This window comes from Psychrobacter okhotskensis, assembly GCF_013248965.1.
GTDB classification, from domain to species: Bacteria; Pseudomonadota; Gammaproteobacteria; order Pseudomonadales; family Moraxellaceae; genus Psychrobacter; species Psychrobacter okhotskensis.
Map to the genome: position 1 here is coordinate 87,822 of NZ_JABRVQ010000004.1, position 13,809 is coordinate 101,630.

The 13,809-nt window shown below is 43.0% G+C and carries 10 protein-coding genes; 9 read left to right on the forward strand and 1 reads right to left on the reverse strand.

Translation table 11 applies throughout. The features are described from left to right. Positions 1-50 precede the first annotated feature (50 nt). From HQR03_RS03520 to recO, 9 genes are all read left to right on the forward strand, one after another. A complete protein-coding gene (locus tag HQR03_RS03520; protein WP_173239153.1) occupies positions 51-1,832 on the forward strand; it encodes a polysaccharide biosynthesis/export family protein in 1,782 nt (593 codons plus the stop codon). Positions 1,833-1,865: 33 nt separating this feature from the next. After that, positions 1,866-4,454 (forward strand): capsular polysaccharide biosynthesis protein, encoded by a 2,589-nt coding sequence (locus tag HQR03_RS03525; RefSeq protein WP_173239155.1) that lies wholly within the window; start codon positions 1,866-1,868, stop codon positions 4,452-4,454. A gap of 153 nt (positions 4,455-4,607) precedes the next feature. Beyond that, positions 4,608-5,825: a capsule biosynthesis protein gene (locus HQR03_RS03530; protein ID WP_244951969.1), complete on the forward strand. Its 1,218-nt coding sequence runs from the start codon at positions 4,608-4,610 to the stop codon at positions 5,823-5,825. Between the two features lie 271 nt (positions 5,826-6,096). Beyond that, positions 6,097-7,893 carry a translation elongation factor 4 gene (lepA, locus tag HQR03_RS03535; protein WP_025651617.1) on the forward strand — a complete coding sequence of 599 codons (1,797 nt, stop codon included), beginning with the start codon at positions 6,097-6,099 and terminating at the stop codon, positions 7,891-7,893. Between the two features lie 78 nt (positions 7,894-7,971). Further along, positions 7,972-8,874, forward strand: a complete 903-nt coding sequence (gene lepB / locus HQR03_RS03540) for a signal peptidase I (protein ID WP_173239159.1) — start codon at positions 7,972-7,974, stop codon at positions 8,872-8,874. Positions 8,875-9,104: 230 nt separating this feature from the next. After that, positions 9,105-9,455, forward strand: a complete 351-nt coding sequence (locus tag HQR03_RS03545; protein WP_336217779.1) for a DUF4845 domain-containing protein — start codon at positions 9,105-9,107, stop codon at positions 9,453-9,455. Between the two features lie 154 nt (positions 9,456-9,609). After that, positions 9,610-10,407, forward strand: coding sequence for a ribonuclease III (gene rnc, locus HQR03_RS03550; protein WP_025651614.1), 798 nt, complete (start codon positions 9,610-9,612; stop codon positions 10,405-10,407). Between the two features lie 194 nt (positions 10,408-10,601). Further along, positions 10,602-11,720, forward strand: a complete 1,119-nt coding sequence (era, locus tag HQR03_RS03555; protein WP_173239160.1) for a GTPase Era — start codon at positions 10,602-10,604, stop codon at positions 11,718-11,720. Between the two features lie 60 nt (positions 11,721-11,780). Then, complete coding sequence (gene recO / locus HQR03_RS03560; RefSeq protein ID WP_025650907.1) at positions 11,781-12,551, forward strand: DNA repair protein RecO; 771 nt, start codon at positions 11,781-11,783, stop codon at positions 12,549-12,551. A 42-nt stretch (positions 12,552-12,593) separates the two neighbouring features. On the opposite strand, the gene HQR03_RS03565 is transcribed toward recO, so the two are convergent. After that, positions 12,594-13,319, reverse strand: a complete 726-nt coding sequence (locus tag HQR03_RS03565) for a GspH/FimT family pseudopilin (protein WP_244951970.1) — start codon at positions 13,317-13,319, stop codon at positions 12,594-12,596. Positions 13,320-13,809 lie beyond the last annotated feature (490 nt).

Here is a 13,809-nt window from a genome sequence, read left to right on the forward strand (position 1 = left end):
CCAAACCAAATACCAGTAATGATCGATAGATCTGCAAAGGAATACAACGCATGAACATGAAACCACGTCCTATCGTGACCATGATTAAGGTAATCAGCTTGACGATGGCTGCGACCAGCATCTCGGCAATAGCAGCGACCAGTTATGCGGATCAAATAGCAGGGTCTAGCTTTGGTACTAGTAGCAATAGCATGAGTCAAGACCAAAACCGCAGTAACATTAATGTCTCAACGCAAGCTTTCGCTGGTGGGGTTCCGGGTCAAGCAACGACTCAAGAAGCTGTCAATGCCGCAAGCTTACCCAGTCAGTCAGTGATTAATACCACGCGTCCTTATCAAGATATCGATACTCAAGATTTAATGTTTGGTGAGCAGCTATTTCGCGGTGCGTTTTCGACGACTTCTGGTTCTACCTTTAACGACAGCTATGTGATTAATCCTGGTGATAATGTACAAGTACGAATGTGGGGCGCCTATCAATATGCCGCGACCACGACTGTAGATCCGCAAGGTAATATTTTCTTACCGAATGTTGGTCCAGTCCGTATCTCTGGTGTGCAAAATGGCAGTCTACAAAACGTGGTCAAAAGTGCGGTCAGTCGTATTTATCGCTCGAACGTCGGCGTTTATGCGTCATTAGAGCAAGCACAGCCAGTGAAAGTTTTCGTGACTGGCTTTGTCAAACAACCCGGTTATTATGGTGGGCTTGCAGCAGATTCAGTATTGTCCTATTTAGACCGTGCGGGCGGCGTTGATCCAACCCGCGGCAGTTATATTGATATCCAAATCAAACGTAATGGTCAGATGTTGCAGCAAGTCAATTTATATGATTTTTTATTGGCGGGTAAATTACAGTCATTTGCATTCCGTGATGGTGACGTCATTACTGTTGCCCCACAGAAAAAAACCTTTCAAGTGGGCGGGGAAGTTCAGAACGAATACACCTTTGAGTTTGATGTAAACGACCTAACCATCGGTGATGTACTGCAAGTGGCTAGTCCCGCAGCTAAAGCTACCAACGTTAGCATCACTCGCAGTGCAGGACGCGCGCAAACCGCAGAATATTACTCCCTTGCAGAAGCGCAGAATGTTCCTGTCTATAATGGCGATCAGATGGTGGTTACCTCAGATCGTTATGCCGGCACCATCGCCGTACAAGTTAAAGGCGCACATACGGGTAATGGTGCCATGGTTGTGCCTTATGGTGCTCGTCTAAAAGACATCGTCCCCCAGCTGCAACCAAGCCCATTGGCGAAGCTGACGCATTTAACGATTTATCGTGAGTCTGTTGCTGAACAGCAAAAACGCATGATTAACGAATCGCTGGATCGTTTGGAAGAATTGACGCTTGCCAGTCAATCGACGACGCGTGAAGAGGCGGCATTGCGTCAAGACGATGCCAATTTGGTTAAGCAGTTTGTCGCCAAAGCCCGTAATGTTAAAACCACTGGTCAAATCGTCGTCGTACCGAATTCGTGGCAGGATATTATTCTGCAGCAAGGTGATATTATTGAGATACCGGCGCAAACTTCCGTTATTACGGTTAACGGTCAAGTACGAGCACAAGGGGCGCTAACCTTTAACCCAGATTATACGGTTGGTGATTATGTTGCCAATTCAGGCGGTTTCTCTGACAATGCTGATGTTAAAGAGATCTTAGTTGTTCATCAAAATGGGGCCAGTGAAGTGGTTAATACCGCTTACCGTATTCAACAGGGTGATGAGATCATGGTATTACCGAAAGTCAAAACCAAACGTGTAGAAATCGCCCGTGGTTTATCGCAAATACTTTATCAGTTAGCCATTGCAGCCAAAGTTGTACTAGATTTATAGTCACTCCTATATAACTTGAATAAGGTATCGAAAATGGCAAAAAGTGTGATAAATAAGGATAAGATGCCGCTGGCGTCACCCTTTATTGACGCACTATTTTTGCCATCAATGAAATCTAATTTATTGCCATCTAATTTATTAAAACCTGAATGGTTGGAATCTAACGCACCCAAACGTCTGGCGGTAGTCGGCAAAGGGATGCGCCGTAACAACCTTTTACTTTCAGACGTCTTACGAGCAGACCTACAGCGTTGGTATCCTTGGTCAGCTTTACAACAGCGCTTTAACGTAGGGTCTGAAACCCCGGATGCTTTTATCGGTTGGGGTCACAAAAAAAGCTATCAACGAGCAAAGAGCGCCGCCAACCGGCAAGGGCTTCCGACATTGAGTATTGAAGATGGCTTCTTACGTTCGCTAGATTCGGGGCTCAATAGCCGCTATGGATTAAGCGTCGTTATTGATGATATCGGTATCTACTTTGATTCAACGCAGCGCTCACGCCTTGAACAGTTGATTATTCAACGTGCTCATGATTATTCAAATGCGCACGATCTATTGTCAGACAACAAGCGCGCGCAAGCCTTAATGGCGCGTATTTGCAACGCTAAATTAAGCAAATACAACGCAGTGATTGTAAGCCCATCACTGGATCATTTAGTAATGGAGGAAGAGGGTAATACAGCGTCCACTGCTCCAAAAACACATGTGTTGCTAATTGATCAAGTCGTTGGTGATGCCTCTATCAAAGGGGCGGGCGCTGATGGTAAGCAGTTCAAGCGCATGTTAAAAGCTGCTTGCCGTAATCACCCTCATGCTCATATTTGGATCAAAGCCCATCCTGCGGCAAAATCAGGATACCTGACCAGCTTAAAACGACCTAAAAACGTTCGACTATTAACCCAAGCGCTTAATCCTATCGAGTTGTTGGCGCAAGTTAGCGATGTTTATACCGTCAGCTCGCACATGGGTTTTGAGGCACTAATGCTCGGCAAGACAGTGCATTGTTTTGGCGTTAATTGGTATAGTGGTTGGGGCCTGACCGATGACAGCGGTGCACCAAAGCGCTTGCTTAAAGTAGTAAAGAAGCGCCGTCAAGCGTTTGCTGCTGCCATGCTGCCGCCTGAAAAATTAACAGAATCAGGGCGACTTTCTAAGTTATTGGCAAAACCATGGAAAATACCTGAACGCCTGCCTAACCAGCGAAACAAACAATCCTCTAATAGCCTTACGGTTACGTTAGAAAGCTTATTTTATAGTGCTTATATCGATTATAGTGCCTATGTAGATCCAGCCACCAAGCAAGCCTGCGAGATTGATACCGCCATTGAGTGGTTAATCACCAATCGTTATTGGCAAGGACGTCTTGAGGGTAATTTAACGGTATATGAGTTTAGCCGTTGGAAACTGCCCTTTGTGAAAGCTTTTGTCCATCTACCTCGTACCACTTTATTTGTAAAACCCAAGCCACGCCTCAAAAATTTACTGCATCCTAATCACTTGCGTGTTAATTATCAGCAGCCGCTACTGGTATGGGGCCTAGCCAAGCGCCAGCAAGTACAAAAGAAACGACAAAGTAAATTGGCTGAGCAACGTTCAGATATTCCAGCTATTTACTGTATGGAAGATGGGTTTATTCGCTCAAATGGTTTGGGGGCTACCTTATTAGCACCGTTGTCTGTCGTTATAGACAAGCAAGGCATTTATTATGATGCAACGCGGCCGTCAGATTTGGAAGCGCTATTACGTCACTGTGAGGCCTTGACGCCAAAGCAGTGTGCACGAGTAGAGTCACTGCGAGGCAAGCTGCTGACTCAGCGGGTCAGCAAGTACAATGTTGGCATGAATGTAGATGGCGCTGATGATCAACAGATCTCTTGGATGCAAGACGCTAAGCTATCTGGGAAATCCCGTGTTCTTATTATCGGGCAAGTAGAAGACGACTTATCGGTACAGTATTGTGGTTCAACGATTAAAACCAACAGTGGTTTGATTGAGCGTGTACGCCAAGACAATCCTGATGCTTATCTGATTTATAAGCCGCATCCAGATGTTGAGGCGGGATTACGTGCAGGGAAGGTAACCGCCGCGCATCTAAAACAGGTACAAGCGGTCGCTTATGATACCGCAGTGCCGGACTGTTTAGAGAGTGTTGATGAGGTGCATACTATTAGCTCATTGACAGGTTTTGAAGCCTTGCTTCGTGGTTTAGACGTTACTTGTTACGGCTTACCGTTTTACGCCGGCTGGGGTTTAACGACAGATATGGATGCCCAATTATCACCGAAAGCTGACTATTTAGAGAGACGAAAACGACAGACGTCGTTGACGCTTGAACAACTGCTACACTGTACGTTAATAGACTACCCTTTGTATCGCCTTCCCAATGGTTATGGACTGGCGCAAGTCGAGCAAGTGATTGACTATTTGTATCCACCGAAAAATAACGATCTTGCCGCAAAGCAAAACCAGATAAATAATGCTTCGGTGAAGACAAGTGCCACGTCAAAAAAACCTTTAGCCATAATCAGCCAGATACCTAGCCAATTTAAGCGTCGTGCTGCCACGCATTTTATGCAACAGCGTCATCAATGGCAGCAGCGCTTACGTAAATTATCTCGTTAATAAACGCCAAGTACCTCTTATAAATCCATTGCGACAAGCAAGGGTTTTTTCGGTATAATTGTTTGTCATTTAGGGTTATTTACTCAATCCCTTTGCCTCTCTTTTGTCTGTCTATTCTTCAATCAATGGTAATCTAATACTATGGCAGCTTCGATGTCTCATTTGCTTACTCATCGACACGTCTTGCTGTTACAGGGAAAGATGGGCGGCTTTTTCAATCGCTTTTCTACATTTTTGCAGACTCAAAATATTCAAGTAAGTAAAATCAACTTTAATGCCGGTGATGCGTTTTTTTATAGCCATCCTAATACACATGAGTACACAGGTACTTTGGCGCAGTTTTCGTCTTGGCTGCAGGCCTTTATTAGCGAGCATAATATTGATGCGATTGTGTGTTTTGGTGACTGCCGCCCGCATCATACACAAGCGTCGTGCATCAGTGAAAAGTTAGGCATTTCATTTTTTGTGTTCGAAGAAGGCTATTTGCGACCCGATTATATTACCTTGCAGGAGTACGGTATTAATGGTAATTCGCGGTTAAAAATTGCCGATATTAAAGCGTTGAATAAAGCCAATGATAAGCCGTTATATACGCACAATCGCTTTTATCGCTTGAGTATCGCCGCCATCGTTTACTACATTATTGCTTGGCTATACAAGAGTCGCTATCCACATTATTCGCATTACCGAGGTATGACAGCGTGGCAAGAGGCAATAGCATGGTTAAAAGCGCCATGGCGTAAGCTGCGCGGCTATGTACCTGACAAACAACTACAAAAGAGACTGACCAAACAAGAAAGTGATAATTACTTCTTGATTAGCCTACAAGTACACAATGACTCGCAGATTACTCATCACAGTGATTATCGTGATGTGGTGCAGTTCATTGACGAAGCCATCGCAAGCTTTGCAGGTCATGCTCATGAGGCGCATTTATTGGTATTTAAGCACCATCCGTTAGATCGCGGTCATCGAGATTATCGAGAATTGGTCTGCAGTTTGGCTGCGCGCTATCAGGTCAGTCATCGCGTTTTTTATGGCTGCGATATGCATCTGCCAACCTTGATGAAGCATAGTATTGGTATGGTGACGATTAATAGTACGACAGGGCTACAGTCGGTATATCACAAAAAACCTACCAAGGTTATAGGTCGCGCGATTTACGACACCCCAAAACTGACAGACCCAAAGCCGCTTGATGATTTTTGGCGGCATCCCAAAAGCCCAGATAATGAGTTTTATTTAAGGTTTCGTGAATATCTGATTGAACAGACGCAAATCAATGGCGCTTTTTATGGCAAATCACCCTGGATGTATAAGTATTTAAAGCCAACGGATGCCACTAGCATAAGTTCTGATACCGCTAAATAACTTATCAGACAGAGCCAGCCAATGATGTCTTGGTTAAATTAAAGCCATTAATATTGCGTTGTAAAATGTTAATCTAAGCACTTATTTAATCGTTAACACTACTCAGTCGTTAATGTCAGTAGCCATTCCAATCCCTGCTAATAAAATCGCCTTACTTTACAGTGGAAAACTGCTAGAATACCTGCATACATCGGTACGCTTTAGCAATGGCTATTATTACCATTGTGCGAACCGATCATTACTCCAACATCCATTATTTAGTAGGCGCTTTGTGACTGCATTAGCCAATATTCGTAACTTTTCTATTATTGCCCACATTGATCATGGCAAATCGACCCTTGCCGATCGTTTTATTCAGATGTGTGGCGCGCTGCAAGATCGCGAGATGCAGGCGCAAGTCCTTGATTCCATGGATATTGAGCGTGAGCGCGGTATCACGATTAAAGCACAGTCGGTGACGCTGTATTATGATCATCCAAACGGTGAGCGCTATCAGCTAAACTTTATTGATACCCCGGGTCACGTCGATTTCTCTTATGAAGTCTCACGCTCACTAGCGGCTTGTGAAGGCGCACTATTGGTTGTAGATGCGGCTCAGGGCGTGGAGGCACAATCGGTCGCCAACTGTTATACCGCAGTGGATCAAGGTTTAGAGGTGATGGCAGTCTTAAATAAGATTGATCTACCACAAGTTGAGCCTGAGCGCGTCATTCAAGAGATTGAAGATATCATTGGCATCGATGCCGTTGATGCGCCGCGCGTGTCGGCGAAATCAGGTCTTGGCGTTGATAAGTTACTTGAGGCATTGGTTGAGTTTATTCCTGCGCCAACGGGTGACCGTGACGCACCGCTACAAGCGTTAATTATCGATTCATGGTTTGATAATTATTTGGGCGTCGTATCACTAGTACGTGTCCGCCAAGGCACCATAAAAAAAGGTGACAAACTTTATATTAAATCGACCAAAGATGCGCATTTGGTCGGATCCATTGGTGTATTTACCCCAAAACCATTAGATACAGGTATCTTACAAGCGGGTGAAGTTGGCTTTATTATTGCGGGTATCAAGGATATTGCTGGCGCGCCAGTGGGTGATACGATTACGCATGCCAGTACGCCAGATGTTGATCGTATTCCTGGATTTAAACAGATTACCCCGCAAGTATATGCCGGTATGTTCCCTGTTGAATCGACGGATTTTGAAAAGTTCCGTGAAGCGCTGCAAAAATTGCAAATTAATGATGCGTCATTGTTTTTTGAGCCAGACACTTCTGATGCACTAGGTTTTGGTTTCCGTTGTGGCTTCCTCGGCATGCTGCATATGGAGATTATCCAAGAGCGTTTAGAGCGCGAATATGACTTGGATTTGATTACCACTGCGCCGTCAGTTATCTACGAGATTGTAAAAAAAGATGGCAGTATTATTTACGTTGATAACCCATCAAGATTGCCCGAACCGAATAATATCGAAGAGTTCCGTGAGCCGATTGCCCGCTGTCAGATTTTAGTACCGCAGGATTATCTCGGTAACGTGATGACGCTTTGTATTGAGCGCCGCGGCGTACAGGTAGATATGCGCTTTATGGGTCGTCAAGTACAGCTAATCTTTGATATTCCGATGGGGGAGGTGGTCATGGACTTCTTTGACCGTCTAAAATCAGTATCGCGTGGTTTTGCGTCACTTGATTATAATTTTGAGCGTTATCAAGTGGATAAATTGGTTAAGGTAGATGTATTAATCAATGGTGAGAAAGTCGATGCACTTGCCATGATTGTGCACGAAACCCAATCGCGTTACCGTGGTAATGCGCTCGTTGGTAAGATGAAAGAGCTGATCCCACGTCAGATGTTTGATGTCGCTATTCAAGCGGCAATTGGTAGCCAAATTATTGGACGTAGTACCGTAAAAGCCATGCGTAAAGACGTCTTGGCTAAATGTTATGGCGGTGATGTGTCGCGTAAGAAAAAGCTGCTCTCAAAACAGAAAGCCGGTAAAAAACGCATGAAGCAAGTGGGTAATGTCGAGATTCCACAAGAAGCCTTCTTAGCGGTACTACAGGTAGATTAGATTATTAATAGACGAATATCATGGCTGGTTTTACCGATATCATCGTTGGATAAGTAGCTCGCTAATAGGCAATTAAGTATGGATTTTGATTTTAATTTGATTTTAGTGCCATTAACTATTGGCTTGGGTATTATTTGGCTATTGGATAAGCTGGCGCTAAAACAGCGTAAAACACGTGGCCGCGGCCAAGAGAGCTTACTGGTACGTTGGGCCTATGATTTTTTCCCCGTATTGGCAGTAGTATTAATAGTTCGCTCATTTTTAATTGAGCCTTTTAATATTCCGTCCTCATCCATGGTACCAACTTTATATACTGGCGATTTTATTGCCGTCAATAAATATGCTTATGGAGTGCGCCTGCCGCTGACTTACAATAAGGTATTGGATACTGGCGAGCCGGAACATGGCGATGTGGCGGTCTTTCGCTACCCTGAAAACCCTAGTATTTATTATATCAAACGTGTCATTGGCTTGCCGGGTGACACAGTCAGCTATGATCAAGGTACGCTTGCTATCAATAATGTGCCTGTAACAACCAAATCTATTGATTTTGATGCCAATGCTGAGCTAACTGCACAGCTGTACCCTGCCGGACAAGTTGCCCCAGGACAAGTGCTGACGGAAGAAAATGCGGCAGCAATGGGTCAGCAAGAAGAGGGTGAAGCGCAGTATTTTCAAGAAACGCAGGGTGAGCATGAGCATCTCGTTCGTTACTTGAAAGGCATGAATAGCTCACAGTATGCGCCCTTTTTGCAGCAACAAGCACCAGAAGTGGTTAGCTCAGAGGGTAACGAGTGGCGTATTAAAGTTCCTGAAGGTAATTATTTTGTGATGGGTGATAACCGTGATCGCAGTGCCGACGGCCGTTTTTGGGGCTTTGTCCCTGATGAAAACCTAGCAGGCAAGGCTGTTTATATTTGGATGCATAAGCCACCAGGTCTCAATTTGCCCACCTTTGCACGTAACGGCGCTATTGATTAAAGTTCTGAAGCGATTAAATTTATAAAGTGATTAAATTTATAAAGCAATAGCGGCTTGATGCGTCGGTCGTAGGCTGACTTATCAATAATAGTTTCGTGCTAATATTATGACTATCGATTGAATTGAGGGCATGCTGTAGTTAAGTGCTCAATAATAATATAATAATTTACCCGTTGAGAGGTGTTATGGTGCAGCAGTTATCTGGTTTGTCAACCCAGCGCGGAGCTAGTGTGACTAGCATTGTTTTATTCATCATTGTTCTCGGTATTGCCGTCAAATTGATAATTGCTATTGTACCGGCACAGATTGGTGATTATCAGCTGACCAAGCTTTTAGGAATGGAGCTTAAAGAAGCCAATGACAAAGGTGAGACGGCCAAGCAATTCGTCGAGCGTGTGAATCGGCAGCTATCTATCAATGCTGATTATGATACCAATGCAGAAGAGGTGTTTACTTTCACCAACAAAAAAACCGGTCAGTTGGCTATTTATAAGAAATATGAAGAAACCAACAACCTTTTCGGTAACGTCGATATTGTCAATCGCTTTGAAGGTGACATTGACGCAACCGTGACAGAGTAACCTGAATAGGCAGAGTGCTTATCTGTTATTTATTTAGCAAAAATTATTTACTTTTATATTTTTTAATAGCGATTAGTTATTAACTAATCACTATTAACCAGTCATTATTGACCAATTACTTCAGTAAAACAAAAGGGATAACCACAAGCCTCGCATGAAACCAACTTCGCAGCACTCTCAGGCGCTTCCTACCTCCCAAACAAATGACCCGTCTGTTGACACGCTTATTGTTAGCTCAGAATTCATCCAACGCCTAGCGATATTAACGCGCAAACTGGGTTATGTGTTTAATAACCTTACGCTTCCCAAGCTGGCACTGACTCATCGCTCGTTCGATAGCAAAAAAAACTACGAGCGTTTAGAGTTTTTGGGCGATGCGCTATTGGGTATGATTGTGGGTGAGGCTTTATACCATCGTTATCCCAGTCAAAACGAAGGGCGATTGACGCGTATGCGTGCCACCTTAGTACGTCAAGAGTCACTGGTCATCATTGCTCAAAACTTAGAGCTTTCCAACCACCTCATATTAGGGGTAGGTGAGCGCAAGGGTGGCGGTCGTAATCGCGCCTCTATACTAGCCGATGCTGTAGAGTCGCTGATTGGCGCTATCTATCTAGACAGTCAGGATATGACTATTACTCGTGATTGCGTGCTCTCATGGTATGGCGATCTGATCGATAATGTCAACGACCAAAAAGCCCTAAAAGATGCTAAGAGCCGCTTGCAAGAATGGCTGCAATCTAAACAATTCGATTTGCCACATTATGAGCTGATGGAAACGCGTGGCAATGCACCACACCAAATTTTTGTGGTGCGCTGTCAGGTAAATATTAGTAATTGTCCTGATATTACTGAATCGGGTGAGAGTCGCCGTATTGCTGAGCAAAAAGCAGCAGAGCTAATGATTAACCAGTTACATAAACTGCCAAGCTTGCCAAAAACTCGCTCATAATCTAAATCTTAAAGCCATATTTTATAAAACAATAAATTTACATTTTTTTAAGTAAGGGTTATTTCTAAATAATACTTATTTTAAAACCGCAAATATCTCAAGCCAAGCATGGTGCTGCTATCTTATTTACTACTACTTTATTGTAGATAGCAGTAGAACTGCTGAGCTAATGATAAACCCCACAGGATAAATCTATGAGCAATCGTACTGACTTGCCATCAAATAATGAAGATAATACCGACGCTATGACCCAAAAAACAGACGTAAAACCAACGCCAGAAATCGCTGAATCAAAAAGTGCTGAATTAAATTCCGAGCACTCAGAAAACAACGATGCAGAAAATGATATAGCCATCGAAGAGTTTTTTTCGCCAAATAATAATGCGCGTATGGCTGAGGATTTTAAAGCAGGTTATGTGGCAATCGTTGGACGTCCAAACGTGGGTAAGTCAACCTTGATGAACCATTTATTGGGTCAGAAGTTATCTATTACGTCACGTAAACCGCAAACGACCCGTCATCGTATCCACGGTATTTTGTCCAATCATGAAATGCAAGCGGTGTTCGTTGATACGCCAGGTATTCATCGTAATGAAGTGCGAGCTATCAATGAGCGTATGAATAAGGCTGCCGTATCGGCACTGGTTGATGTCGATTTAGTTCTGTTTGTCGTCGACTCAGATCAGTGGCGTGACGATGATTTACTGGTTTTACAAAAGCTTGGCGATACTAATCTAACAGTAGTTTTAGTGATTAATAAAGCGGATACCTTAAAAGACAAAGGCAGCGTTTTACCATTAATCGAAACCTTTAGTGATAGCTTTGATTTCGCTGATATCGTTCCAGTTTCTGCATTAAAAAATCAAAACTTAGATCGTCTGCAAGAAGTTATTGCTTCGCATCTGCCTATTGCTGCGCCTATCTATGACACTGAGCAAATTACCGATCGTTCAGAGCGTTTCTTAGCCAGTGAAATTATCCGTGAAAAAATCATGCGCAGCGCGGGTGATGAAGTACCCTATGACTTAACGGTACAGATTGATGGCTTCAAAGACGAACCTGCGCATACCGATCCAAAGACGGGCCGCCCACGTAAAGCTTGTACCTTTATCGATGCGACGATCTACGTCGAGCGTAGTGGTCAAAAGGCAATTGTCATCGGTGATAAAGGTCAACGTATTAAACAAGTGGGTATGGATGCACGTAAGGATATGGAGCAGCTGTTTGATAAAAAAATCATGCTAACGCTTTGGGTAAAAGTGAAACGTGGTTGGTCTGATGACGAACGTGCATTGACCAGCTTGGGCTATTAACAGTGATTTAAGAATAGCATCTTTGAGTGCATTTTATGATCAGCGCTGAGGTAATGATAAATGCGTAATGAAGCATTGATTGGTTATTTGTTACACCAGCGCCCTTACCAAGAAAAACGCGCTTTATATTACCTATTCTCTCAGCAGCATGGGGTCATACATGGTATTGGTAAAAAAGGCGCGCCCTTATTTATGCCCTTGCAATTGTTTGCTACGGGTAAGCGGGATTTAAAGACATTCAGCCAGATTAATATCGCACCTCAGTACGTCGTACAAACAGATGTGCTTCTAGAAGACGCTACCGCGAAAACACTCACAGCCATTCCTTACGAAAACATCACTGGTCAACAGCAATACGCTGCCTTGTATCTAAATGAGATACTCTGGCGCTTATTGCCCACTGAAGATCCGATGCCAATCTTATGGCAGCATTATCAAGACAGTTTAGATAGGCTTAAACAGCCCTTGTCTGCTAATGAGCTGCGCTTGTGTTTGCGGCAATTTGAACAGTATCTATTTAACGAGTTGGGTTTTGCCCTGACGTTAACGCATGACAATGTTCAAGATAGCATTGAGCCTCACAGTGTCTATCGGTTCTTACCTGATGTCGGTTTGGTCCCCATTGTACAAGCTGAGTTTTTAGACAGTGCTAGCCTAGGGCGAACGGTTTTTGAGGGCAACGAGATAGTGCTGATGGTAGAGCAGGGAATAAGTGATGTCACACTTAATGCTTGGTCGCGTTTACATCGGCAACTGATTGACCATCTCTTAGATTATCAGCCGCTTCAAAGTCGCTTGCTTTGGCAACAGCAACAGCGTTATCAGTTATAGCTAAGGCATGAAAAAATTTAAAAGCTTTAACCTCAAAGCATGTTAGTCACCACAATCAGTAGGATGACTGTCATTAGGTTTAAAACTAATATTAGCGCCTTGACTGAATGATATTTGATACATCGCCTGACTGTATACTGAGCTTGGACAATACTTAAAGTGGCCAAAATGTCCGCGTGGCATACCGCTATCGCCATAGAATCTGACGTAACGACGTCTTCCTGCACGCAGATGTAGGGTGCCATATTTAGGGTTTAGGGTTTGTTCTTGTAATAAGTCATCTGTGTCGCTATCGAAATGCTGATTATCGTTGTTATCTACGAATAGCAACAAGGTTTTATTGCTGTTCTTATCGCAGCGACCATTGCTATCTGACAAACATACCAATATATTTTGACGGCGAATAAGACTCTCTACTTTCGCGAGCTTTAGCGTATCTGTTAAGCCATGCCTGATACGTTTGGCTTCCATGCTTGCTAATTGCGTCAAAATAGCTGGCGCAGCAATCGTTGTGATAATCGCGAGTATTGCAACGGTGACAATCAGCTCTACCAGCGTAAAACCATTTTGACTTGAAAACTTATAAGCGTATTTATCGTCGGTGGCATTCTGATTTAGAATCGTTTGTTTATGATTTATAGAAGAGATTTGAGACGTATAAATAAATATGATTGTACGGGCAAGCTTATTCTTAGCTAAGAGCAACTTAAGTAAAATAAATACAGATAGTTGTTGGCAATTTGACGATATTATATGTAATATAGCCATACGAGTATTACCTGTAACAAATTATGTATTTGATGCTATATTGATATGCCTATGATCACTATCACTCATTCTTGTCCGTAAACATGCAAGTTAATAACATTTAAGTTTTTGAGATAATCATCACTCTATACACGTATCATTATCGATCAGATATTCATAATGGATTAATGTTGGTTATTACAATATAAACAGAATATATGTCTACTGTCAAAAAATGTTTCAATTAGTGAATAGATAGTTTTAACAATAGAGAAAAAATACTAGTTGTATTAAAATACCCTCAACCAACAGATACGCTTCGGTTTAGAATCTATTGCGGACTCATACACAAAAGGTAAAAATCGTAAGGTGTGTTAGTCCTCAGTAACTTAAGCTGGTCATTGTGTTTTAGTTACGACATTATCGTGTAATAATGTGTAGCTCGTTAACGAAAAAAGTTGTAAACTGAACTGATAATCGCTAAGCTACTTCTAAATTAGTTTTGCTTTGT

Coding starts and splice junctions, on each gene's coding strand:
- HQR03_RS03520 (WP_173239153.1), top strand. CDS start 51: ATGAACATGAAACCACGTCCTATCGTGACCATGATTAAGGTAATCAGC.
- HQR03_RS03525 (WP_173239155.1), top strand. CDS start 1,866: ATGGCAAAAAGTGTGATAAATAAGGATAAGATGCCGCTGGCGTCACCC.
- HQR03_RS03530 (WP_244951969.1), top strand. CDS start 4,608: ATGTCTCATTTGCTTACTCATCGACACGTCTTGCTGTTACAGGGAAAG.
- lepB (WP_173239159.1), top strand. CDS start 7,972: ATGGATTTTGATTTTAATTTGATTTTAGTGCCATTAACTATTGGCTTG.
- rnc (WP_025651614.1), top strand. CDS start 9,610: ATGAAACCAACTTCGCAGCACTCTCAGGCGCTTCCTACCTCCCAAACA.
- era (WP_173239160.1), top strand. CDS start 10,602: ATGAGCAATCGTACTGACTTGCCATCAAATAATGAAGATAATACCGAC.
- recO (WP_025650907.1), top strand. CDS start 11,781: ATGCGTAATGAAGCATTGATTGGTTATTTGTTACACCAGCGCCCTTAC.
- HQR03_RS03565 (WP_244951970.1), bottom strand. CDS start 13,319: ATGGCTATATTACATATAATATCGTCAAATTGCCAACAACTATCTGTA.